The 23634-nt window shown below is 58.5% G+C and carries 27 protein-coding genes; 17 read left to right on the top strand and 10 right to left on the bottom strand.

Features of this window, described 5'->3' with window-relative positions; translation table 11 throughout:
- Positions 1-47 precede the first annotated feature (47 nt).
- A complete protein-coding gene (locus AT6N2_RS19590; protein ID WP_144576849.1) occupies positions 48-551 on the bottom strand; it encodes a PAS domain-containing protein in 504 nt (167 codons plus the stop codon).
- 216 nt (positions 552-767) lie between these two features.
- On the opposite strand from AT6N2_RS19590, the gene AT6N2_RS19585 reads away from it, so the two are divergent.
- Positions 768-1070: a metalloregulator ArsR/SmtB family transcription factor gene (locus tag AT6N2_RS19585; RefSeq protein ID WP_337926174.1), complete on the top strand. Its 303-nt coding sequence runs from the start codon at positions 768-770 to the stop codon at positions 1068-1070.
- 64 nt (positions 1071-1134) lie between these two features.
- Here AT6N2_RS19585 and AT6N2_RS24440 read toward each other — a convergent pair whose 3' ends face one another.
- The 3 genes from AT6N2_RS24440 to AT6N2_RS19570 form a co-directional block, all read right to left on the bottom strand.
- Positions 1135-1335 carry an FAD-dependent oxidoreductase gene (locus tag AT6N2_RS24440; RefSeq protein ID WP_209090885.1) on the bottom strand — a complete coding sequence of 67 codons (201 nt, stop codon included), beginning with the start codon at positions 1333-1335 and terminating at the stop codon, positions 1135-1137.
- Positions 1336-1487: 152 nt separating this feature from the next.
- Positions 1488-2186, bottom strand: a complete 699-nt coding sequence (locus tag AT6N2_RS19575) for an anti-sigma factor (protein ID WP_209090883.1) — start codon at positions 2184-2186, stop codon at positions 1488-1490.
- Complete coding sequence (locus tag AT6N2_RS19570) at positions 2183-2728, bottom strand: sigma-70 family RNA polymerase sigma factor (RefSeq protein WP_209091924.1); 546 nt, start codon at positions 2726-2728, stop codon at positions 2183-2185. The genes AT6N2_RS19575 and AT6N2_RS19570 overlap by 4 nt, the downstream gene beginning before the upstream one ends.
- A 186-nt stretch (positions 2729-2914) precedes the next feature.
- Here AT6N2_RS19570 and AT6N2_RS19565 point away from each other — a divergent pair, with 186 nt between their 5' ends.
- Complete coding sequence (locus tag AT6N2_RS19565; RefSeq protein ID WP_063950212.1) at positions 2915-3703, top strand: DUF4394 domain-containing protein; 789 nt, start codon at positions 2915-2917, stop codon at positions 3701-3703.
- An 81-nt stretch (positions 3704-3784) separates the two neighbouring features.
- Here AT6N2_RS19565 and AT6N2_RS19560 read toward each other — a convergent pair whose 3' ends face one another.
- The 4 genes from AT6N2_RS19560 to AT6N2_RS19545 form a co-directional block, all read right to left on the bottom strand.
- Positions 3785-4342, bottom strand: coding sequence for a fasciclin domain-containing protein (locus tag AT6N2_RS19560; RefSeq protein WP_209090881.1), 558 nt, complete (start codon positions 4340-4342; stop codon positions 3785-3787).
- 153 nt (positions 4343-4495) lie between these two features.
- The gene (locus tag AT6N2_RS19555; RefSeq protein ID WP_209090879.1) at positions 4496-5197 is read right to left on the bottom strand and encodes an SDR family oxidoreductase; all 702 of its coding nucleotides are present in this window, start codon (positions 5195-5197) and stop codon (positions 4496-4498) included.
- A gap of 12 nt (positions 5198-5209) precedes the next feature.
- Positions 5210-5740 (bottom strand): lipocalin family protein, encoded by a 531-nt coding sequence (locus AT6N2_RS19550; RefSeq protein ID WP_209090878.1) that lies wholly within the window; start codon positions 5738-5740, stop codon positions 5210-5212.
- A 152-nt stretch (positions 5741-5892) separates the two neighbouring features.
- Positions 5893-6825 carry an AraC family transcriptional regulator gene (locus AT6N2_RS19545; protein ID WP_209090876.1) on the bottom strand — a complete coding sequence of 311 codons (933 nt, stop codon included), beginning with the start codon at positions 6823-6825 and terminating at the stop codon, positions 5893-5895.
- A gap of 135 nt (positions 6826-6960) precedes the next feature.
- Between AT6N2_RS19545 and AT6N2_RS19540 the strand changes: the two genes are divergently transcribed.
- The 7 genes from AT6N2_RS19540 (at position 6961) to AT6N2_RS19510 (ending at position 12850) form a co-directional block, all read left to right on the top strand.
- The gene (locus AT6N2_RS19540; protein WP_209090874.1) at positions 6961-8211 is read left to right on the top strand and encodes an ABC transporter substrate-binding protein; all 1251 of its coding nucleotides are present in this window, start codon (positions 6961-6963) and stop codon (positions 8209-8211) included.
- 67 nt (positions 8212-8278) lie between these two features.
- A complete protein-coding gene (locus AT6N2_RS19535) occupies positions 8279-9142 on the top strand; it encodes a carbohydrate ABC transporter permease (RefSeq protein WP_063950206.1) in 864 nt (287 codons plus the stop codon).
- Complete coding sequence (locus tag AT6N2_RS19530) at positions 9139-9957, top strand: carbohydrate ABC transporter permease (protein WP_209090872.1); 819 nt, start codon at positions 9139-9141, stop codon at positions 9955-9957. The genes AT6N2_RS19535 and AT6N2_RS19530 overlap by 4 nt, the downstream gene beginning before the upstream one ends.
- 7 nt (positions 9958-9964) lie before the next feature.
- Entirely contained in the window at positions 9965-11011 is a 1047-nt protein-coding gene (locus tag AT6N2_RS19525; RefSeq protein ID WP_209090870.1) for an NAD(P)-dependent alcohol dehydrogenase, read from the top strand.
- Positions 11011-12060, top strand: a complete 1050-nt coding sequence (locus AT6N2_RS19520; RefSeq protein WP_209090868.1) for an ABC transporter ATP-binding protein — start codon at positions 11011-11013, stop codon at positions 12058-12060. The genes AT6N2_RS19525 and AT6N2_RS19520 overlap by 1 nt, the downstream gene beginning before the upstream one ends.
- Before the next feature lie 148 nt (positions 12061-12208).
- Positions 12209-12409, top strand: a complete 201-nt coding sequence (locus AT6N2_RS19515) for a hypothetical protein (protein ID WP_063950202.1) — start codon at positions 12209-12211, stop codon at positions 12407-12409.
- A 207-nt stretch (positions 12410-12616) separates the two neighbouring features.
- Entirely contained in the window at positions 12617-12850 is a 234-nt protein-coding gene (locus tag AT6N2_RS19510) for a hypothetical protein (RefSeq protein WP_209090866.1), read from the top strand.
- Here AT6N2_RS19510 and AT6N2_RS19505 read toward each other — a convergent pair.
- Positions 12844-13209, bottom strand: a complete 366-nt coding sequence (locus AT6N2_RS19505; RefSeq protein WP_209090863.1) for a hypothetical protein — start codon at positions 13207-13209, stop codon at positions 12844-12846. The genes AT6N2_RS19510 and AT6N2_RS19505 overlap by 7 nt on opposite strands.
- A 252-nt stretch (positions 13210-13461) precedes the next feature.
- Between AT6N2_RS19505 and AT6N2_RS19500 the strand changes: the two genes are divergently transcribed.
- Entirely contained in the window at positions 13462-13698 is a 237-nt protein-coding gene (locus AT6N2_RS19500; RefSeq protein WP_063950200.1) for a DUF6894 family protein, read from the top strand.
- A gap of 106 nt (positions 13699-13804) precedes the next feature.
- Here AT6N2_RS19500 and AT6N2_RS19495 read toward each other — a convergent pair whose 3' ends face one another.
- Positions 13805-14791 (bottom strand): MDR/zinc-dependent alcohol dehydrogenase-like family protein, encoded by a 987-nt coding sequence (locus tag AT6N2_RS19495; RefSeq protein ID WP_209090861.1) that lies wholly within the window; start codon positions 14789-14791, stop codon positions 13805-13807.
- 211 nt (positions 14792-15002) lie between these two features.
- Between AT6N2_RS19495 and AT6N2_RS19490 the strand changes: the two genes are divergently transcribed.
- Genes AT6N2_RS19490 through AT6N2_RS19460 form a run of 7 tightly spaced genes read left to right on the top strand, consistent with a single transcriptional unit; the run spans position 15003 to position 23633 of the window.
- Complete coding sequence (locus AT6N2_RS19490; protein WP_209090860.1) at positions 15003-16109, top strand: NAD-dependent epimerase/dehydratase family protein; 1107 nt, start codon at positions 15003-15005, stop codon at positions 16107-16109.
- Positions 16106-18142, top strand: a complete 2037-nt coding sequence (locus tag AT6N2_RS19485) for an NAD-dependent epimerase/dehydratase family protein (RefSeq protein ID WP_209090859.1) — start codon at positions 16106-16108, stop codon at positions 18140-18142. Before AT6N2_RS19490 ends, AT6N2_RS19485 begins: the two co-directional genes overlap by 4 nt.
- A complete protein-coding gene (locus AT6N2_RS19480) occupies positions 18139-19254 on the top strand; it encodes a glycosyltransferase family 4 protein (protein WP_233282555.1) in 1116 nt (371 codons plus the stop codon). Before AT6N2_RS19485 ends, AT6N2_RS19480 begins: the two co-directional genes overlap by 4 nt.
- A 3-nt stretch (positions 19255-19257) precedes the next feature.
- Positions 19258-20388, top strand: a complete 1131-nt coding sequence (locus AT6N2_RS19475) for a CgeB family protein (protein WP_209090858.1) — start codon at positions 19258-19260, stop codon at positions 20386-20388.
- Positions 20385-21476: a CgeB family protein gene (locus tag AT6N2_RS19470; RefSeq protein WP_209090857.1), complete on the top strand. Its 1092-nt coding sequence runs from the start codon at positions 20385-20387 to the stop codon at positions 21474-21476. Before AT6N2_RS19475 ends, AT6N2_RS19470 begins: the two co-directional genes overlap by 4 nt.
- Positions 21473-22624: a CgeB family protein gene (locus tag AT6N2_RS19465; protein ID WP_209090856.1), complete on the top strand. Its 1152-nt coding sequence runs from the start codon at positions 21473-21475 to the stop codon at positions 22622-22624. Before AT6N2_RS19470 ends, AT6N2_RS19465 begins: the two co-directional genes overlap by 4 nt.
- Complete coding sequence (locus AT6N2_RS19460) at positions 22599-23633, top strand: UDP-glucuronic acid decarboxylase family protein (RefSeq protein ID WP_209090855.1); 1035 nt, start codon at positions 22599-22601, stop codon at positions 23631-23633. The genes AT6N2_RS19465 and AT6N2_RS19460 overlap by 26 nt, the downstream gene beginning before the upstream one ends.
- The last annotated feature ends 1 nt before the right edge of the window (position 23634 follow it).

The following is a 23634-nucleotide window of genomic DNA, read 5'->3' as shown; positions in this document are numbered from 1 at the left end:
GGAGCCTTCAACGCCCGCATGTAGTTTTAGTATTTTTGAGTCGCGTGTCATGAGCCAGATACGAGTGCCAGGGCCGACTTAAGATAGCGCGCAGCAAGATCGTCACCGTTTCGGTTTGCAATCTCATAGGCTGCACGACAATGCGCTTCAAGCGCACTGGAGCCAAATGTAACGTCCGGCATGACGGCATCCATGACAGCCCCGGTGAACACCGACGGCTCGCCGTTGCTGTCCCTCAGACATCGCCCATAGGCGACAAGGCATTTTCGCCCGCCATTTTTGAGCTGCACGGCGTAAGATGATGCGGATGTATTACCGGAAATTATTGCTTCATGCGTATTACGGGCAATCATCGCCCTATCCTCCTCAACGATCCTTGAGAGGATGGTCTCGACTGGCATGCCCTTAACTAAATCCTCAAGTGGTATCTCGTAGAGCGACGCGAATACCGCATCGGCAAAAAGAAGATTGTCGGCAAGAACCCAGCTGAAGAACCCGATGGAATCGCTCAAACCGCCGACATATTTGATGTCATCGTTGAAGTCGCGCATCTCTTTTCCATTGCTGTCAGTTGAACCTATGACGGCACTAAATGCATAACTTGCCCGCCTTAAGTTTGTTGCATAGTATGGGAAAGCTCAGAATTGAGGGCAAAGCGCAGCTTGGCATATCTGATTGCTACTTGTCCCAAGTTGATCAAATGAGGTCAGGACAGGGTTGAACAGTTCCGGATCGGTACCATGTACTCAAATTCTTCCAAGGCCAGATTGTTATCCAATCTCTCAAACGAGGTTCGGCTGGAGATTTTGTCGATCATCTGCGACAATGAGAGCTCAGTTGGCAGTCTGGCCGAGCGACTGAATATGAGCCAGTCGGCTATCTCACAGCACCTTGCCAAGCTTCGCCGCGACGGACTAGTCGCGACGCGCAAGGACGGCCAGACGGTTTATTACATCTGCCGAAATCCCGGCGTTCAACGCGTCCTTGATATGCTGAGCGAGATCTTCAGCCCCAGTTTTGAAAAAAAGAACGGCTATCCCCTGGCGCATCCTCGCAAGAGCCGCATCTAGGCACCGCAGGCACCGGTCATTTCAGGACTTGACCCACTCGATAGAATGGACAGTTCTGATTGATTCAGCGAGGTGGTCCGCCAGGCGCATGGTGGTTGGTTGCGTTCACCACTCGACCGCCGTTATCGTGTTGTCCCGCCTCGACCAGAAGAACGCCGATACCCTGTTTCTCCAGGCGAAATGCAGTGGCTAGTCCCACCGGCCCAGCACCAACGATGCAAACCTGAAACGGTAATGATGTCACGTCCTGCGCACGCGTGATCATGGAGCCTGACTTCCCAGTATCATCCCTACACTAAAGGGACAGGGGGCACGAGTTGCAACGACCAGATTTTAGCAGTCACTTCAGGCGAGCGGCCACAAGCCGTTCAACATCCGGGCAACATCGAGATCACATGTCACGCTTTGCGGACAGTCCTATCGTGGCATCCGGGCAAATCCCTTTGCAAGAATTGGCCCAGTGGGTTTGCCGGTTGGCGAGCCACCCGCCTGCTCGAGCGTGATTTCGTAAAGCTGGTCGGTTCGGGGGGCAGGAAGTGGAGGCCCTTCCAGCTGCGCGGAACGCACGCCCTCGAGCAAACCGAGCGAAACGGGACCAACCTCCTTCGAGGGCAACGTCCATAGCTGGATCGTCTTGTCCTGCGGCACCGCAAAATCGGCCAGCATCCGCACCGTTGCCCTCTCGTTTCCGAAATCCTCAACGACAGCCTGCACCTGACCTCTTTCGTCAAGGAGAACCGCGATCACGAGGGGATCGGAAGGCCGCGCTAGGCTGAAGGCAAGACCGATGGCGAGCAGCAGGCTTGCGGCGATAGCTGAAAGAGCGACGCTACGCCAGCTATTGTTATCATTTGCGGACCTGGGCGACGCGTCCTGTGCAGGAGCGCTTTGCTGAACCAGGCGGGCTTCGATTTTTTCCCATAAGCCTTCGGTATTTGCAGCAGGTTCAACCGCGGTATCAAGGGGAAGAAATCGCTCCCGGCTTCTGGACACCTCCGCGCGCAGGGCAGCATCATGCACCAGTTCAGCCTCGATTGCTCCGACGTCCTTTTCATCCAGCAGGCCAAGAACGTAATCATCGGCAAGATCGGCACTGTCTTTGCGGTCAATGGTCATGCCATACACTCCCGCAGGGCGATGAGGCCACGCCTTATCCAGGACTTTGTCGTTCCGAGCGGAATGGATAGCCTGCCGGCGATCTCACCGTGAGAGTATCCCCCGACATAGGCCATCAAGATTCCCTGACGCTTCGTCTCGTCGAGCTGACCGAGACATTCATAGAGCCGTGAGTTCCGATCCAGTTGCTGCCATGCGGCGATCACCTGTGTTGCGGCTTCACTATCCCGAAGCATGTCGACGTCCTCAACGGTCAGTTCGCGGCGCGTATCGCGGACAAGATTGAGGGCGCGGTTGCGGACGATCGCGTAAATCCATCCCCGCGCAGATCCCTGATCGGCGCGATATTGATGCGCATGGGTCCAAATTCGCACAAAGCTTTCCTGAACAACCTCTTCGGCCAGCTCGCGCCGCCTGACGATACGCTGGGCTACCGCGACGAGCCGCCCGGCCTCGCGATCGAATATCAACCGCAACGCATTTTTATCGCCTTTCGCGCAGGCAGCGAGCGCCCTGTCGAGATCGTTCGGCACGGAGCCCATCTGCATCCTATTCCTTTCCACGTGGTCGGGTGAACGGCGACCGCTGCATCATACCCATCAGACAAGTTAATGGATGCATCTTAAAATAATTTTTCCCGCCTGCATCCAACCGCGCGGGCTGCCGTGTCCTGAAACCGGAGGCGTTCGAACGACGCCTTCAGAATGGTTCAACAACGGGAGAAGCACATGCATACTATCCGCCTCGGTCTCATCGCATCCATGGCCCTCGCGGCATCGGCAGGTTTTGCCGTAGCGGCGCCGGTCCTTGGTCTCACAGGAGACAAGACCCTCGTCATGTTCGATACGCAAAAACCTTCGGTTACGAAGTCCATGGAGGTGACCGGCGTCGAAAAGCTCGTCGGCATCGACTTCCGCCCGGGCAACAAGTCCGTCGTTGGTGTGACATCGGATCATCGTATCGTCACCATCGACCTCGAGACCGGCGCTGCCACCGAGGTCGCGAAGATGGACAAGACGCTCACCCTTTCCGATGCACCTGTTGTCGTCGACTTCAATCCCGCTGCAGACCGTCTTCGTTTCATGACGGGCACCACGAACCACCGCGTTCACCCTGACACCGGGGCAGTCACGGTGGATGGTTCACTCGCTTATGAGGATGGCGACATGCATAAGGGTGAAACGCCGAATATCGTTGCTGCGGCTTACACGAACTCGATCGGCAAGCCCGAGAAAACCGCGATGTACAATATCGACGCCACAATCGGGGCGCTGATCCAGCAGACAAAGCCAAATGATGGAACGTTGAAGTCGATCGGCAAGCTCGGCCTGAAGGAAACACCCGCAAGCTATGCATTCGATATCCACGGAGAGGAAGGCGGCAAGAACACTGCCTTTCTGGCTGCGGGTAATACGCTTTACACCGTCAATCTGGACACGGGTGCTGCGACTGAAATTGGTGCGATTGCCGGTGCTGACGGCCGGATTCGCGACATCGCCATCCTGCCTGCAACCTGAGACACTGTTGCGGCAACAACGCGAGATGACAAAGGGCTGGCTCCGAAACCGGAGCCAGCCCTGTTTATCAAGGGTTTACCGTCACATCTTGGGAAGCAGGACCTTGTCGATAACGTGAATGACGCCGTTCGACTGTTTCACGTCGGCGATTGTGACATGCGCTACACCGCCAGTCTCGTCGGTGAGGGTGATCTTACCTTTGCTCTCCTTGGCTTTCAGAATACACCCGCCCACTGTCTTCACGTCGTGGGTGCCGTTGTCGTCCTTGATCATCTTTGCAATAGCCTTTGACATGGCGTCAGCCGCAACGACGTGACAGGTGAGAACCTTGGTCAGCTGTGCCTTGTTCTCAGGCTTCAAGAGATTGTCGACGGTGCCCTTGGGCAGGGCCGCAAAAGCTTCGTTGGTTGGTGCAAAAACCGTGAAGGGACCCTTGCCCTGCAACGTTTCCACCAGGCCGGCGGCCTTGACGGCTGCGACAAGCGTCGTGTGGTCTTTTGAATTCGCGGCGTTTTCAACGATGTTTTTGTTTTCATACATCGCGGCGCCACCGACTTTCGGATTAGCGGCAAAAGCGCCAGTCGAGATGGCAGAAACGATTGTGGCAAGCGCGAGCTTCTGTATTGCAGACCGGATCATCGTAACGTCCTCTTGTTCAATTGCCCCGACGCGGATTGCGCGCCTCCTCGGGCTAACACTCCTTCATTGGAGCGAGACAAAAGACGAAAGGACTGACAGAAAAGTTTCAGGACATGATAACTAGCCGTTAAAATCGTTTTGCGAGATCGAAAACTACCATTCGATTCTTGAGCCGTCATAGGCAAAGAACTGACCGGTCTGCTCTGGCGTGAGGGCGTCTATCGTCTGGAGGAGGCGCGCGGCAGACTCTTCCGGCTCGAACCGATCCTTTCCCTTTGAAAACGGCTGCGACAAATCAGTCGCGACCGTTCCGGGATGAAGCGCCACGACAATAGACCGTGGATTGGTGCGCCCGATCTCGATTGCTGCCGTTCTTATGATTTGGTTCTGGGCCGCCTTAGATGCCCTGTAAGAGATCCACCCGCCCAATCGGTTGTCTCCGATCGAGCCGACGCGTGCGGACAGCGAGGCAAAAACGCATTTTTCTTCGCGCTTCAAAAGCGGCGCGAAATGTTTCAACAGCAGGGCTGGTCCGATAGCATTCACGGCAAACTGTTTGGCCATCTGCAAAGGGTCGATTGCCTTGATCGACTTTTCAGGGCCAACGCCGTCAATCGTCAAGGCGCCGGTCGCGTTGAAAATCAGATCGAAGGACCCGCGCTGGTCGCCGAGACGGCTCGCGGCCGCGGCGACGCTCGTCTCATCGGTAATGTCCAGATCGTCCTTGCTGCGGGAGAGCGGCAGGGCAACCGCGCAGCAAGCATCGGCTTCAAGGAGGGACATCAAGGCCCCTCCGACGCCGCCGGATGCGCCTATCACGATCGCCCTGTAGCCGTCCGCTAGGGAATGCAGCATCGATATACCCCTTCAGCGTTGAGCGGGAAACTCAAGCTTGCTGACGTCATAGCCCAGCTCGCGCGTTTTCGCGATCATTCCCTGGAGTTTCGCTTTGGAGGGTATGCCACGCGCATAAATCCACACGTCGTCAGTGGAGGGGTTGGCGCTGATGAACCAGGATTTGTCCGGGGATTTGTACAGAACCCAATAGTTAAACGTGATGAGAAGCGGATAACGCACCCGCATCCTGGCATTTGCGGAGCCAAAGTCCTCGATCTTGCCGACACCCTTGATGGTTTTCAGCCGGCCCTGCGGAGTGCCTACCCGGCAGCCGTCCTCCACCATGACCTCGTTTGCAGCGCTACCCTGCCGGTAGGTCGAGTAGCCGGCGACGCAGCCGTCCGTCAGCAGCATGGGCATGCGGCCGATCTCAAGCCACGTACCGCGGTAGTGATCAATCCCCACCGGAACCGGCTTCGGGCTGGCGGCGACGGCGGATTGGGCCGATAGCGCAACAGCAAGCGTTAACGCTCCGGCCAGCTTTTTGATACCCGTCTGCATGAACTCCTCCTTTTGATGGCGTCCATAGGCCCAGGTATCCGCCCGCCGTCGCGGTATACCCCGACAGCGATCAAGGACGAACGCTGGCGCCATAGAACGCATCGGCGTCAAAAGCGTTGCACATGCGGACCCAATCAGGTCAGCGACAAACCCTATTTCGCTGACGGTCCCGCGATGACGGATTTCGCCCTGATGCGCGCCGCCTTTCTGTAAGCCCTGGGGGTAAGCCCCATCTCCAGTCGAAAGTAACGATTGAAGTTCGACAGGTTGTTGAAGCCCGCCTCGAAACAGATATCGGTAATGGATGTCTCCGTCTCGGCAAGCAGGGTTCGCGCCCGCCAGACGCGAACCGATCGGCTGTAGTCGGAGAAGTTCATGCCGGTCAGGCGTCGGAAGGCGCGGGAGAATGCCGAGGGCTCGAAGCCAACCAGCTCGGCCACTTCCTGCATCTGGGCGGCCGGGTTCGATTGGAGGATCTGGATCGCCTGATCGATCCTGCGATGCCTGCGGTCAGACACCTGGTTATAGACGGATATGAAATGTTCGCTTGCGAGCAAGCGTTTGTCGGCGGCTGCCTCGATATCTTCGAGGATTTCCAGAAAAAGCCCAAGCCCGCCGCGGTGTCCTACCGCGTGCAATTTTAGGATTTTGGCACCGATCGAGAGAGCGTCTTCGCCCAGAACCTCGATGCCACGCTGTGCCAGAGGTTTGAGCCGGTGAAGGACATCAAACTCCGGACAGACCGCGCGGATACCGATCAGCGCATCCGCATCAAACTGCAGAACCATGTCTCGACCGGGCAACGGGGGCGCGCCCGGCGTAATCCAGTTATGGGGAAGGTTCGTCCCCGTGAGCACCAGATGCCGCGGGCGGAACGGCCCGATGTAATCCCCTACATAGGCAAAGCCTGTAGCATCAGGAATGAAGTGGATTTCCCATTCTGGGTGGTAGTTCCAGATGCAGATCGGATTGGGGTAGTCGTCCCTGCGGATCAGATAGGACGCCCCTCCTGGCAGAACGATCTGTTCGCGTGTGGCGGAGAAGGTCTCGGAGACCGATTGCGGAAAGTCCGATGCAATACGCATTCATCTGCTCATGTTATGGCGCACAAATATCAAGATAATACCAGTTCTGTGATTGACGCCAACTAGTTTACGCGTCTCGCTTGCGCAAATCTGGCCCGGTCGATGGCACGGGAGTTGCCACCAAGGGAGGACATCATGACACTGAACGCACTCCGCGCCGGCTGCGCGGTTATCGCCATCTTTGCCGCATCCAACGCGTTTGCCGCCGCACAATGCACCAGCGACGTGCGTGTGCTGGCGCAGCCACGCGACGGACTGACACTTCTCGAAAAATACGTCGATGAGTTTGAAGAACTCTCGGGCGCTGGTTTCGAGATCAGCTATCTCAACGAGAACGATCGCCGCGCAAAGTCACAGGCTGACGCCTCGACGGTCGGGAGCTTTAACGTCTATTACGTCGACGAGGCCAATCTTGCCCTTTTTGCGTCGTCGAAGTGGATCGTTCCGCTCGAAGGCTTTTACCCGGCAGAATACGATTACAAAGATTTCGACGCCGGCATGCGCGCTGCTGCGACCTATGATGGCAAGGAGTGGTTTGCACCGGTACAGGGCGGCGGCGACCTGATGGTCTATCGCACCGATCTGTTGGAGAAGGCAGGCATCAGCCCGCCGGAGACTTGGGACGACTATTTCGCCGCGGTGAAGAAGCTGCATGATCCGGCAAATGGTGTTTACGGCACCGCCCTGCGCGGACAGCGCGGTTCAGGCGCCAATGTCTGGCGCTGGATGCCCTTCTTCAAGGCAAATGGCGGCGAGTGGTTCAAGGATGGCAAACCGGCCTTCAATTCCGATGCAGCCGTAAAGGCGACCGAAACCTACCTCGAACTGTTCAAATACTCCGCACCGGGCACCCAAACGGGCTCCTGGGATGAGTCCACCGGCGCTTTCCGCTCCGGCAAGGTGGCGATCATCATCGAATCTGCGCCACTCGGTGGCATGTCGGTCGATAAGGCGCAGAGCCAGGTTGCAGACAAGGTCGCCTTCTCGGTTCCACCGTCGCCGCTGCCGGGCGCTGGTTACGCCCATGGTTTTGCAATCGCTTCCAAGGCCAACAAGACGGATGAGGATAAGGCCTGCGCCGGCCTCTTCGTTGCCTGGGCGACATCCAAGGAACAGGAGGCACGCCGCCTCGCCGCCGGTCAGCCGGGGGAGTTGACGCGTACAAGCACCTATCAGAGCCCGGAATACGCCAAGACCTTCGGCCAGAATCTTGCCGATGCGATGGCGGCGACCGGCGAAAAGACCACCGTTACCTTCTGGCAGGATGCACGCTGGCAGGAACTGGGCAACCAGTGGGGTATCATGCTGGAAGAGCTGATCACCGGCAGCCGTACCGATATCAAGGCGACGCTCAACGAACTTGAAGCTTTCGCCGCCAAACTCTGACGCCTCCCAAGCCGTCTGAGGGGCGCGTCTGGTGACGCGCCCCCTTTTTCCCACCCGAGGATCTGCCATGCGCCGCGGCCGCTCGCTGCCTTACGTCTTTCTTGGACCCACTCTGGGTATCCTGATCGTTCTGGCGCTCGTGCCGACGGTCTACGCCATCAATATCTCCCTGCAAAACCGCACGCTGTCTGCGCCCGACGCGGACTATGTCTGGTTTGCCAATTATCTGGCGCTGTTTTCAGATTCCCGTTTCCTGAATGCGCTATGGGTGTCCTTCAAGTGGGAGATCATCAGCGTTTCATTGACCATGGTTACCGGGCTTGCACTCGGGATTGCGATGTTCGAGGCCGCAAGCCCGCGCATGCGCAACGTGCTCTGCGTGCTCTTCATCATCCCGGTTCTTTTGCCACGCGTCTGCGCCGCTTTCGTCTGGAAGTTCGCCTTCCATCCGCTCTACGGCGCCTTGACATGGCCGGTCAGGGAACTCACCGGCATCACGCCCGATATCCTGTCGACGCCGCTTGGCGCACTCCTTGCCGTTGCCTTCGTAGACGTCTGGCAGTGGGGCCTTTTCTTCGCCGTGATCATCCTGAAGCTTCTGGAATCCCTGCCGCCACAGCCGCTGGAAGCCGCACGCATCGATAAAGCGACCCGCTTCGAAATTCACCGCTTTGTCACGCTGCCGATGCTAAAGGCACCCTTGATCAGCCTGCTGCTTGTCAAGGCGATCGAAAGCCTGCGCTCTTTCGACCTCGTCTATGTCATGACCCGCGGTGGTCCCGGCATCTCGACCGAGACGCTGGACATGTACGCCTATTCCCAGGGATTTATCGAAGCCGGCAAGATTTCGTACGCCTCCTCCATGGCCGTCATCATGATGGTCCTGACCATCGTCACCTTTACCTTCACCTGGAAGAGGCTGAATCGATGAAGATTTCCACCTTCCTGCTCAGGCTCTTGCTTGTCCTTGCCGCCGCGCTCGTCGTGCTGCCGCTGCTATGGACGCTGCTTAACGCTTTCAAGACCAATGCCGACCTGCTGGTATCGACTCCGAAGCTCGTCTTCCAGCCTGTTCTCGAGAATATGAGTTACGTGGTGAACCGCCGATCGGTCGCACGCGCGCTCACAAATTCCTTGATCATCTGCTCGAGCGCGGTCGTCCTGGGGGCTGTCCTCGGTGTGCCCGCCGCCTATGTGATCGCCCGGTTCAAGAACAGGATCACGGCGGAAGCGCAGTTCTTCGTGCTGTCGCTCCGCTTCCTGCCGCCCGTTGCCATCGCCATTCCCATGCTGGTCATCTGGCTCGGCCTCGATCTCTACGACACGCGACTGTCCCTGATCGTGACCTATCTCATCGTGACGGCGTCGATCACCATCTGGCTTTCCGTCCCGGCTTTCGAGCGCGTCAGCCACCACGTCGAAGAAGCTGCCAGGGTGGACGGACTTGGCCCTTATGCGACCTTCTTCCGCATCGCCCTGCCAATTGCCCGTTTCCAGGTCTTTGGTGCCATCGCCTTCTCCTTTGTCCTCGTCTGGAACGAGTTCCTTCTCGCCATGATGTTGACGACCTCGAAGGCAAAGACCCTGCCGATCATCGCGTCCGAAATGTCGCAGCTTGGCATGAACGTTCCCTGGGGCATTCTCAACGCCGCCGTGGTGCTTCTATCGCTGCCGCCGCTGATCCTGCTCGGCGTGCTTGCCGGTGGCCTCAATGCTGCATTCTCCAAAAAAACTGATCAAGGTTGACTGACCCATGAAAGCACTTGTCCTCGAACGTGTCGGCGAACTTTCCCTGCGCGACATCGAAATTTCCCATGAAATGGGGCCGGATGACGTTCGCATTCGTCTCCATACTGTCGGCGTCTGCGGCAGCGACGTGCATTATTACACTCATGGACGCATCGGTGACTTCGTCGTCAACGAGCCCATGGTTCTCGGTCACGAGGCGGCCGGCACCGTCATCGAGACCGGTGCCAGTGTCACCCATCTGAAGCCGGGCGACCGGGTTTGCATGGAGCCGGGTATCCCCGATCCGAAATCGCGCGCCTCCCGCCTCGGCCTCTACAACGTCGATCCTGCCGTCACTTTCTGGGCGACGCCTCCCGTCCACGGCGTTCTGTGCCCCGAGACAGTTCATCCCGCAAGCTTCACCTATAAACTGCCGGATAATGTCTCCTTTGCCGAAGGCGCTATGGTCGAACCATTCGCGGTTGGGATGCAGGCGGCCGCCCGGGCGAAGATAACGCCCGGCGATACGGCAGTTGTGACCGGCTGCGGCACGATCGGCATCATGGTGGCCCTGGCCGCTCTCGCCGGCGGCTGCTCGCGGGTCCTGATTTCGGATATTTCCGCCACGAAGCTGAAGCTTGCCGAAAGCTATGGCGGCATAACGGGGGTCAATCTGAAAGAGGTCGATCTCGTTCAGACCGTCAATGAAGCAACCGAAGGTTGGGGAGCGGACATCGTTTTCGAATGCTCGGGCGCGCCGGCTGCGGTCCGCGATCTCTTCAAGGTCGTGCGTCCGGGCGGAACGGTGGTCATCGTCGGCCTGCCGCCGGAACCGGTCGCCGTTGACCTTGCAGCGGCCTGCTTCCGTGAATGCCGTATCGAGACCGTTTTCCGCTATGCGAATGTGTTTGATCGTGCGCTGGCGCTGATTGCCGCGGGCAAGGTTGATCTGAAGCCGCTGGTTTCCGGCACCTACGCCTTCGATCAGTCGATCGCCGCTTTTGAGCGGGCGGCCGAAGGCAGGCCTGAAGACGTGAAGCTGCAGATCATCCTGGATGGGGAGACGCATTGATGGCCACCGTCGAGTGCCGGGGAATCCGGAAAGTCTATGGCTCGCTTGAGGTGATGCGCGATTTCGACCTGAAGATCGACGATCACGAATTCGTCGTCTTTCTCGGTCCGTCCGGCTGCGGGAAATCCACGATGCTGCGGATGATCGCCGGGCTTGAGGAAATTTCCGGCGGTGATCTTCTCATTGGTGGCGCGCGGATGAACGACCGCGACCCGGGCGACCGGGGCATCGCCATGGTGTTTCAGAACTATGCGCTCTACCCTCACATGAGTGTGCGGGACAATATTACCTTTGGTCTTGAGAGGGCCGGCATTGCCAAAACCGCAATCGATCAGCGTCTGACGCCTGTGGTTGATGCGCTTGGCCTTGGCGTCTATCTCTCGCGTAAGCCCACCGAACTATCTGGCGGCCAGCAGCAGCGTGTGGCGATTGCCCGCGCCATGATCAAGACGCCAGAGGTCTTTCTGTTCGATGAACCGCTTTCGAACCTCGACGCCAAGCTGCGCGGTAGTCTGCGTGTTGAGATCGCACGGCTACACAAGGACCTGAGAACGACGAGCATCTACGTCACTCATGATCAGCTCGAAGCCATGACGCTTGCCGACCGTATCGTGCTCATGAAAGATGGTCGGATCGAGCAGATGGGCACGCCCGAAGAGATTTACCAGACACCCCGAACCATATTTGCCGCAGGCTTCATCGGCACGCCGAACATGAATTTCCTGCAATTGCAGATGACGGCTGAGGGCGTCGGCGACGATCTCGTCACGTTTGCAGCCCCGGCGGGTCTGCGCTCTGGTGAGGTCACCGTCGGGATCAGGCCGGGATCATTCCGCCTGAACCACGATGCCAAGGCGTTTCGCGGAACCGTTGAGCGCAATGAGTTCCACGGTGAGACACGTTTGATCTGCCTCAAAAACGACCGGCACGAGATCAACATTTCCGTTCCGGCGGAGGTCAGACCAGCCGTAGGCGAGGTGCTCGGGGTCGACGTGGCCGCGTCGGATATTCACGTCTTTGATCCCGCCACAGGTTTACGGTTGAACTGACGACTGTTAGGCCAGTTTTGCAGCCTCTCGGCCCCCGTGACAAACCCCGAGAACGCTTTCACGCGGCGTCTGCTCTGCAGTGCTTTAAGCCCGAGGGTACCGGAACCGGGAGGTCATTTGATGGTTCGTCCTTCAAAAGGAGACCATGATGCGTGACCTGAACAAGAACACGGTGGGCAAGCCTGACGACCCGAAAGCCACACGCGGATCGACGTGGCGGCCGAGAGCCCGGGATGAGGACATCATCACGAACGGGGACGAGGGTGCCCCGCCGGTCCCTATCGGCCAACCCGGCGACAGGGAGAAAGAAGCCGGTAACGCGGCGCCGGGGTCTGACGAAAAAATTTAGGATGTCAGAGCCGCGACGGAAGAGTTCGCACTCCCCACATATTGGGGTGGACTCTGCGCCGATCAATGTTATCCTTTAGATATTGCCACCAACCGAATTCGTAGGCGGTGGCAACTGAGGGTTACTATGTGCTCCCGCCTGCTGATCGGGAGAGCCATTGTGTCCTCTTACAATAATCTCGACAATTGTCTTTTACGGCGCACATTGATGCGCTGGGCCGTACGTTTTACCTCGCACGAAGGGCTGCGGGTGAAACTGGTAGAAGATACCATCAATCACACATTGCGACGCTTCCCGGTGCAAGATGACGAGCTTGCCATCGATGTTGAGTTGTTCGCAACGATGCGGCGGGTTTTCCTGCGCGAATTCAGTATCCCTTCCACCCGCACCGACAATCTTCCCGCTCGGCCTGAAGCAGGCGTGATGAAAAACGGTCAGTGAAGCATTGACGACGTTCCCGGGGGGCCGAACAGCGCGTCGGCAATTTTTCGAAGCTGTTTTCTGTCATCGCTGAGGACGTAACCTGCGCGGTTTGCGGACATGGGAGAAGAAAAGACGAAAGGTAGCCCCATCGCCTCGAAAAGCGTCGTTAGTTGCAGCATCGTTTCAACGTCGACGTTGATATCGATGATGACGGCGTCGGCGTCTCCCGCTTCCAGTGTCCGCAGTACCGCCCGCAACGAGGGGACGGGACCGAGGACAGTCGCTCCGGCGGCCGCAATCTGCTCACGGCACGCCGCCGTCAGCACCTTACGCTGCTCAACCACCATCAGCCTCTTGCCTCTGAAGACACGTAGCACGGTAATGTCCTTTTTATGCCGGCAGCCGCTCCATGGCGGCAAGCAGGAGACAATCACTTCCTTTGTCCCATGCGTTTATGTCCTGCATCGTTACGCCAGCTAAACCGGCTATCCTTGCACCGCAACACAACCGAGCAGCAACAGACAGGTTCCAGTCTGATTTATCGGCGAAGCTTTTTTTGGGCTCCGGCAATGGAACCAAGACCGCGAGAGCAGGTTGAATGAAAATCCATGAAAACGGGATAGTTTGCAATGCCGCGGTATTATTTCCACATCAGAGATGCTGAAGGTCTCTCTGTGGATACAGAAGGTGCAATGCTTTCGAACGACGAAAGGGCCTGCATCGAGGCATTGCAGGCCGCCAGGGAAATGCTTGCCGAGAAAATTCTGAAAAACGAAATTGTCGATGGCGCTGAGTTCGAGGTCGTGAGGGGCGATGGCGTTCTGGTCGCGAAAATCCCGCTAAAATCTGTTGTCCGGTTCGAGTAAGGAGATTTCTGATGGAACGTCGGCGTTCATTGCCGACCATGACATCCTGCCTTCTCCCGACGCCCCTTGAATGGAAAGGCTCCGCTGCGCGCAGTCGTCCGCTGGGTCACGGATAGAAAATAAGGGCCTTCAAAAACTCCCCCGGACGATCCCTTGTGTCATTGAGTGCCTTATCGAGATCTCGTAGCGGGTAGCTGTGGGTGTATAACCTCGATGGGTCGAGTGCGCCGGAAACCACGGCTGCCGCCGCCTTTTTCATGCCACTGATATAGATTTGTGGATCCCGTTCATGGGCATTGATGACGTCCAATCCCCGCCAGTTCCACGATTGCATGTTGACCTGCCGTGGGCCGTCCTGATGATAGCCTGCAATGATCAGGCGGCCGCGCTCGGCAGCGAGTTCTCCTGCGAGATCAAGCGGCCATTGTTGGCCGACGGCTTCAATGACCCGGTCGCAGAACCTGCCGCCGGTCAATTCCTTGACGCGTTCGATGATTCTCCAGTGGTCGTCCATCTCGATGAGATCCGCTGCACCCATCGTGCGTGCCAGGGCCAGCGAAAAAGAACGTCGTGATATGGCGATGACCCGCGCACCTTCTCGGGCAGCAAGTTGGGTCAGCAGTGCTCCAAGGAACCCGACGCCCACCACTGCAACGGTCTGGCCGGCCTCGATCTGACACCGTTCGAAGATATTCATGGCGCAGCCCAGCGGCTCACCCGGAAAGGGCTGGCCATCAAGTTCCGACGGCAGGCGAACCACCATATCGGCCTCGGCAATATCATGCGTGGCATAGGCGTGATAGCTTAAGGCCGCGACCCTCTCGCCGACTTTTAAATGGGAAACGTCAGTGCCGATCCTGTCGATAACGCCCCACCCTTCATGCCCCAGACCGCCCGGCTCGGTCGGAAACTGCATCCACTCAGGGCCAGCCCAAGGCGTCAGATTGGAAGCGCAGACGCCGCACCCTTCCAGCCTGATCCGGACCTGACCCGGGCCCGGCTCACGAAGCGGATATCGTCCAACCTGCAAGATGCCGGGGCCGCTGACGACCGCGGCTTCCATGGTGCCGCTGCGGTTTTCCATAAGGTTCATCGAAGCGCTCCTCGTTCAGATGATGCTGGTCCCGCCACCCTTAATGCTGCAACGGATCTCGGGGCGCCGAACAACCAGGGGCACCATCGGTTCCGGAAGAAGTCATTGATCAAGATGACAACATTGAAGTCATTCAAGAAGGAACTTTTGCAAAGGTGTGCGGTTGGGGAGCCCAATTCGCACCCCTCTCACCGAGCAAAGGACATTCCCCATGGCGACAATCCTGGTAACAGGTGGCGGTGGTTTTATTGGCCGCCACGTTGCGGCAGAACTTGCAGAGCACGGTTATGGCGTCCGCGTCCTCGATGCCTTCATCGATCAGGTCCATGGCGATGGCGGACCTGCTCTTGCCAACCTGACCGATATCATCAAAGCCGACATACGCGACAAGGAGGCGGTGCTGTCAGCGCTCGAGGATGTTGATGGGGTCATCCATCTGGCAGCGGAGGTTGGGGTCGGCCAATCCATGTATGAGATCGCCCGCTACGTCGGCAGCAACGATCTGGGGACGGCGGTTCTACTCGAAGCGCTAATTGAGCGTCCGGTCCGAAGAATCGTCGTTGCCTCCTCCATGAGCGTTTATGGCGAGGGGCTCTATCGGGATCGCAAGAATACCATCCTCGGACGTGTTCGCCGAAACACCCATCAGGTCAAACAACGGCACTGGAATCCAACGGACGCCGATGGCGCCGACCTGATGCCTGTTGCAACCGATGAGGAAAAACCCGTCGACCTTGCGTCGATCTACGCCTTGACCAAATACGCACAGGAACAACAGGTCCTGATATTTGGCCGCGCCTACGGGGTCGAAGCGGTCGCGCTGCGACTATTCAACGTGTTTGGGGCGGGCCAAGCGCTTTCCAATCCCTATACCGGCGTCCTTGCGAACTTTGCTGCGAGGCTCTCAAATGGTCAACGCCCGATCATCTTCGAAGACGGCGAGCAACGGCGAGATTTCGTCCACGTAGAGGACGTGGCCCGCGCTTTTCGTCTCGCTCTCGAAAAGCCTGCCGCGCCCGGTCACGTTTTCAATATCGGCAGCGGCCAAGCATACACAATCGCGCAGGTCGCCGCCCTTCTTGCGCAGGCCATGGATTGCCCGGATCTGGAGCCGGAAATCACCTCGCAAGCCCGCGCCGGCGATATCCGCAACTGCTTCGCCGACATCTTCAAGGCACAGGAGCTTCTAGGTTTCACGCCCCGCCACCGGCTGGAAAACTCACTCGGCCCCTTCGCCGCCTGGGTGCGGAATACCGGAGGATTGGACCGGGGAGCCCAGATGCAGCAGGAACTCATGGCAAGGGGCCTGGTGTTATGACGGAACCCTTGAGCATCCTGCCGGCGCAGCAACGCAAGTTCGGATTTGTGGAGTGGTTTCGCCCGGGCGAATATGACAGGGCGAAGGCAGCTCTTCCAGACATCTGCGCAAGTGGCGCAAGCTATCTGCGGACGCATCTGTCCTGGGCGGAATATCTGGCGCCCGGTGGCGAAGAATGGTTCGACTGGCTCATTCCCCACCTCGCCAGCCAGATCGAAATCGTGCCCTGCATTCATTATACCCCGCCATCCATGTCGCGCACGGGCCGCTCTTCCGGCGCACCGCACGACCTGAAGTCCTATGCGGATTTCGTCGACCACATCCTGACCCGCTACGGCAAGCACTTCAGCCACATTGAATTGTGGAACGAACCGAACAACCTGCTCGACTGGGACTGGCGCGAAGACAGCGATTTCATGCTGTTCTGCGAGATGGTTGGGGGCGCCGCCTATTGGGCCCGTCAACGTGGCTTCAAGCCGGTTCTTGGCGGCCCCTGCCCCTTCGATCCGCTCTGGCTAAACCTGATGGGAGAGCGTGGCGTCCTCGCAGTCGTAGACGCCGTCGGCTTCCACGGGTTTCCCGGCACCTGGGACAGCGAACAAGGTGCCTGGGGCGGCTGGGACATGCATCTTGGGGAAATGCGCAAGGTTCTTGATCGCTTCAACCCGCAGGCTGAAATCTGGATCACTGAAACCGGCTATTCGACGTGGCGAAAGGATGAGATCGAACAGGCAAGGCGGTTCATGGTCGCGCTTAATGTCGATGCGGACCGAATGTACTGGTACGCCTGGCAGGACGTGCCTCCTGACGTCGCGGTGCAGGAAGGCCTCTGGTTCGATCCACGACACTATCATCTCGGTGCAGTCACCCATGACAATCAACCGAAGCTTCTCGCGCGCCTGCTGACGGAGGGCGGCGTAAACAGACTTCAAGAGGTGACGCGGCTTGCGACCCCGCGCGTGGCAACCCACGCCGCCCCGATCGTCATCACCGGCGGCAGTGGCTTCATCGGGTCCAATCTCGCCGACAGTTTTCTCAGGGATGGCGAGGATGTTGTTATCGTCGATAATCTGCAGCGCCCTGGGGTGGATCAGAACCTCGAATGGCTGATGAGAAGGCACCGTGACAGGGTGCATCCAGTTCTCGCCGATGTCCGCGACTTCAACGGCATCGAAGCCGCATTCGCCGATGCGAAAGCGGTGTTTCATCTGGCAGCTCAGACAGCGGTCACCACCAGCCTCGTCCATCCTCAGGATGACTTCGAGACGAATGCCCGTGGCACACTCAACGTCCTTGAAGCGGTGCGGCGGGCGGGTCTCCGGGCAGCTGTTGTCTTTGCCAGTACCAATAAGGTGTATGGCGCCCTCGACGATCTCGCTATGATCGAAGCCGGCGACCGCTATCTGCCAGCGGACGAAAACGTCCGTGCTTTCGGGATAGGTGAGGACAGACCGCTTTCGTTCTGCACTCCCTATGGCTGTTCGAAGGGCGTGGCCGATCAGTACGTCCTCGACTACGCCCACTCCTTCGACATTCCGACGAGTGTTCTGCGCATGAGCTGTATCTACGGCCCTCGCCAATTCGGAACCGAAGATCAGGGATGGGTAGCTCATTTCCTTCTTCAATTGCTGGCCGGCGAGCCCGTTTCCATCTACGGCGATGGCCGACAGGTGCGGGATGTCCTGCACGTCAATGATGCAGTTACCGCCTACCGCACTGCCTTCCAAAACATCGAAGCAATCAAGGGGCAGGCGTTCAACCTGGGCGGCGGACCCGGCAATACCGTGAGCGTGATCGAAGTCATTCGGGAGATCGAGACGGTCACCGGGCGCCGGGCCGAGATCAGCTTTGGTGAGTGGCGGGCAGGCGACCAGCTCTTTTTTGTCGCAGATACCCGCAAGCTTGAAACAGCGCTCGGATGGCAGGCGCGGACGCCGTGGCGGCAAGGGCTGCGTGATCTCGCGGCATGGCTTATCGAAAGCCGCATTGACGCCGTGGACGCTTCTCCTGAACAGGGCAGGAGGCGCGCATGAGCCCGCCTCCGGAAACGCCTACCATCAAAACGATACTGATGACTGTCGATGCTGTCGGTGGTGTCTGGCGTTACGCGTTGGATCTTGCCACGGGACTGGAGGACGCCGATATCGAGGTGATCCTGACCGGGTTTGGACCACCGCCCACCTCTCGGCAGATTCTGGAGATCCCCCGCAATTGCAGGCTCGCCTGGCTTGATGCACCGCTCGACTGGATAGCGGACGACGTCGCGCAGCTTGTGCGTATACCTGCAATGATCGAAGAGCTGGCTCTCCGTCAGGAGGTTGACCTGTTGCACCTCAACCTGCCATCGCAAGCCGCAGGCCTTCGACTCGAAAAGCCGGTGATTGCTGTGTCCCACTCCTGCATTCCAAGCTGGTTCTCCGCTGTGAGGGGGACGCCACCCCCCTCCGGCTGGGAATGGCATGAGGAGCTCGGAAAACGCGGCTTTGAACGTGCCGATCTTGTTCTAGCCCCGAGCCGGAGCCACGCCGATCAGCTGGAAGCCATCTACGGGGCATTGCCCAACCTGCAGGTCGTATACAATTCCTGTGGCGACGTCCCCGATGTCGCGGAAAAGCAGGACTTCATCGTTGCAGCCGGGCGCTGGTGGGATGAGGGAAAAGGTGGCGATGTCCTTGATCGCGCCGCGCGCGACGCGGTTTGGCCCGTGATCATGGCAGGGTCGACAAGAGGGCCGAACGGTCAGGGCATCGAAATCGCAAATGTTCATGTCGCTGGCGAATGTGCTCATCGGGATGTGCTTGAGCTGATGCACACAGCTTCAATTTTTGTGTCGCCTTCTCTTTACGAACCATTCGGTCTTGCAGCGCTGGAGGCGGCCAAGAGCGGCTGCGCCCTAGTGCTGGCTGATATCCCGACCTACCGCGAATTATGGGATGGAGCCGCCGTGTTCGCTTGCCCCCGTGACCCCTCGTCTTTTTCGGCGGCGTTCAACAGGCTCGCTGCGGAAGCCAGCCTTCGCAACCACCTGGCACAAGAAGCGCGAACACGCTCACAACGCTTCAGCCGTGAGGCGCAGGTTAACGCCATGCTGGCGCAGTATCGCGCCATGGCAAAGCGGCCGTCCTCTCTCACCGCTGCGGAGTGAAACATGAAGTTCGTCTTTTACACCCATTCGCTTATATCGGACTGGAACCACGGCAACGCCCATTTTTTAAGGGGCGTGATGCGCGACCTCACACGTCGCGGACACGTGGCCATCGCGTTGGAGCCTGCGCAATCATGGAGTCGCCAAAATCTGATTGCCGATCAGGGAAGCGTTGCCGTTTCCGCCTTCCATGACGCTTTTCCCGACCTGCGCTCCGTAGTCTACGACGATGGCTTCGACCATGAGGCCGCTCTCGATGACGCTGACGTCGTTATCATGCACGAATGGACAGACCCGGCCCTTGTGGCCCGGATCGGGCGGCTGCGCCAGGCGGGCGCAGCATTTACGCTGCTGTTCCACGACACCCATCACCGCGCCGTTTCCGCCGATACCGATATCGCAGGCCTTGATCTAAGCGCCTACGATGGCGTCCTCGTCTTCGGTGGCACGTTGCGCGAGCGTTACCTTAAAGCCGGGTGGGGGCGCAACGTTTTCACCTGGCATGAAGCCGCCGACGACAGCATTTTCAAGCCGCTGCAATCGGTGTCGAAAACCGGTGACCTTATCTGGATCGGCAACTGGGGAGATAACGAGAGATCGGCCGAGATCGCTGAGTACCTCGTGCAGCCTGCGGCGGACCTGCGTCTGAAGACGACGGTGCACGGCGTGCGATATCCGCGCCCGGCGCTCGCAGCATTGGCAGAGGCAGGCATATCCTACAAGGGTTGGATTGCCAACGCCGCGGTGCCTGAAGCCTTTGCGCAAAACCGGGTGACGGTTCACATTCCTCGAAGGCCCTATGTCGAAAATCTGCCGGGTATCCCCACCATCCGCGTGTTTGAAGCGCTGGCCTGCGGCATTCCTCTTGTGTCCGCACCATGGAACGATTGCGAAGGTCTCTTCCGCACTGGCGACGACTATCTATCCGTCAGTTCAGGCGACGAAATGAAAGAACAGCTCCGAACCGTTCTCGCCGATCGCGATCTCTCCAATCATCTCATTCAATCCGGCCTCGAAACAATCAGGAGCCGCCACACCTGCCGTCACCGTGTCGATGAACTGTTCGAAGTCCTGCGCACCTGCGGCTCGTCCAGAGTAACGGATGCCCTGACGGCAAGGGAGGCAGCCCAATGAAAATCGCCTTTTATGGATCAAGCCTTGTCTCCGCCTACTGGAATGGTGCCGCCACCTATTATCGCGGTCTGCTCAAGGCTTTGGCAGCAAGAGGCTACGACATCACCTTCTACGAACCCGATGTGTTCGATCGGCAAAAAAACCGGGACATCGAACCGCCGGACTGGTGCAGGGTGGTTGTTTACGAAGGGACCATCCCGGCGTTAAAACAGGCGGCGAGTCTTTCTGCCGACGCGGACATTGTCTGCAAGGCGAGCGGCGTCGGATTCGAGGACGATCTCCTTTTGACGGAGGTGCTGACGCACGCCCGGCAGGATGCCCTCAAGATTTTTTGGGATGTCGACGCCCCAGCGACGCTCCAAGACATAAGGATGTCTCCGGATCACCCATTACGCCGGGCCCTTGGTGAGATAGACCTTGTCTTGACCTATGGCGGCGGTGAGCCGGTCATCCGGGCGTATCGTGCCGTTGGCGCAAAGGATTGCATCCCGGTCTATAACGCGCTCGATCCCGAGACGCATCATCCTGTCCCATCTGAACCACGCTTTGCTGCCTCCCTCGGCTTCCTGGGCAACCGATTGCCGGATCGCGAGGAACGAGTAGAGGCGTTTTTTCTTGAACCCGCTTCCCGGTTGCAAGACGAGACCTTTCTGCTTGGAGGCTCCGGTTGGGAGGGGAAGGCGATGTCTCCCAACATCCGTTATATCGGGCACGTTTCTACCCGGGACCACAATGCCTTTAACGCCACGCCGAAAGCCGTGCTCAACATATCGCGGGCGAGCATGGCACAAACCGGATTTTCGCCAGCAACCCGGGTTTTCGAGGCAGCGGGGGCCGCGGCCTGCATCATCACCGATTATTGGGACGGTATCGATCTCTTCTTTACCCCCGGCGAGGAAATCCTGGTTGCACGTGACGGTCAGGATGTCGCGGACACCTTAACGGCGCTTACACCTGAGAAAGCCGCTGCAATCGGCCAACGTGCATTGGCGAAAGTGCTGGACAAGCACACGTATCAGGATCGCGCCGCTGCGGTGGACGAACTGTTCCGACGTCGTTTCGCCGACAGCAGGGAGGCGGCAGAATGACGAAACCGCTCGATATCGTTTTCTTCGGCCTCAGCCTCTCATCCTCCTGGGGCAACGGTCACGCGACAACGTTCCGCGCGCTTATCCGCGGCCTCAACAAGGCTGGTCACCGCGTTCTTTTCCTGGAGCGCGATACGCTCTGGTACGCCTCGCGCCGCGATCTCCCTGCCCCAGATTTCTGCGACCTTGTCTACTATGATGACCCGCTCGCCATTACGCAAAAATATGCATCCCGTTTGCGAGAGGCTGATGCCGTTATTATAGGTTCCTATGTGCCCGACGGCGTAGCGGTTGTTGACGCTGTCAATGCGCTGGGGCCCAAGCGGTTCTGTTTCTACGATATCGATACACCGGTAACCATGGCGAAACTGGATCGCCACGAGGAAGACTATCTGGCCGCCCGGCAGATTTGCCTCTTTGACATCTATTTCTCCTTCACAGGCGGTGAAACGCTGAAACGGCTCGAGCGACATTATGGTGCGCGCAAGGCTGCGGCGCTCTATTGCTCTGTCGATGCAGAGCGTTATCGAAGTTCAGCTCAACCTATCAGATGGGACCTCGGCTATCTCGGCACTTACAGCCCCGATCGCCAGCCAAAGCTTGAAGAACTGCTGATCGAACCGGCCAGGCAATTGCCGCATATGCACTTCGTTGTCGCAGGCCCGCAATACCCTGAGACCATCATCTGGCCCGACAACGTGGAACGGATCGATCATCTTCCACCGGAGGATCACCCGGAGTTCTATAGCCGCCAGCGCTTTACCCTGAATGTGACGCGCGCCGATATGGTCGCTGCCGGCTGGTCGCCAAGCGTTCGTCTCTTTGAGGCGGCGGCGTGCGGCACTCCCATCATCAGCGATTACTGGCGTGGCCTGTCGGAACTACTGCCGGAAGACGAAGCTGTCATCATCGCGCAGGGAACAGCCGGTGTCGTCAAGGCGCTCACTGGCGTCGATGAAACGAAACGGATGGCAATTTCAACCGCTGCCAAGAGCCGAATTGTCAACCACCATACCGGTGAAACAAGAGCCGCAGAGCTGGAAGCATATCTTGATGGAATATCGCCTCGACGGTCAGAGACTGCGCGACGCGCCAATCTTACCCAAACCAGGGAGAATGATTATGCCGACACCAAATCCACCTACTAGAACGATTGTCGTCGCAGGCGGCGGGGGCTTTGTCGGGTCGCACCTCTGCGACGCTTTGCTGGCGCGGGGCGATAGGGTTCTATGCATCGACAGTTTCCTCACAGGCTCGCACGCAAACGTGCGTCCTCTTTTGAACCATCCACATTTTCGGCTGATCGAGCAGGATATATGCGACCTTCAGGAGATCGATGAGCCGGTGCACCAGATTTACAATCTGGCCTGCGCGGCATCGCCACCACAGTACCAGGCAGATCCGGTACACACGATGATGACCTGTGTCTCAGGCACGGCGAACCTCCTTGCGCTCGCTCAACGCAACCGGGCATCTTTCCTGCAGGCTTCAACGAGCGAGGTCTATGGCGATCCCGACGAACATCCTCAGCGGGAGGATTATCGCGGCAATGTCAGCTGTACCGGCCCTCGTGCCTGTTACGACGAGGGCAAGCGGGCGGCCGAGGCGCTGTGTTTCGATCTTTTCCGGGCCGGTAAAGTGGATGCTCGTGTTGCCAGAATTTTCAATACTTACGGCCCGCGCATGCGCCCCGACGACGGCCGCATCGTGTCGAACCTGCTGGTGCAGGCCATCGCGGGACAACCGTTGACAATCTACGGCACAGGCGAGCAAACTCGATCTTTCTGTTACGTCAGCGACCTGATCGCCGGCCTTATCGCCCTGATGGATGTCCAGCCCAATCCGGGGCTTCCTGTTAACCTGGGCAACCCGGGCGAGTTCTCAATCAGGCAGCTCGCAGATCTGGTTCTTGAAACTGTTCCGACGCGCTCGGTCCTTGTCCATAAACCCCTGCCGACCGACGATCCGCGCCGACGGAAACCGGACATATCGCGGGCAGCAGAATTGCTTCGCTGGGCGCCGACGGTACCGCTCGCTGAAGGTCTGCGCCACACTGCGGAGTGGTTTCTCCTCGCCGCATCGAAGCAGCATCCGGCACCTGGAGCCATTGTGGCCGGAAGCGGCGCCATTGCCGCCAGTGCGGTGCTGGGAGCTTAAG

The organism is Agrobacterium tumefaciens (genome assembly GCF_017726655.1).
GTDB lineage: Bacteria > Pseudomonadota > Alphaproteobacteria > Rhizobiales > Rhizobiaceae > Agrobacterium > Agrobacterium tumefaciens_B.
Note: the sequence above shows the minus strand (reverse complement) of the source record. Positions and strands in the feature narration are given on the sequence as shown.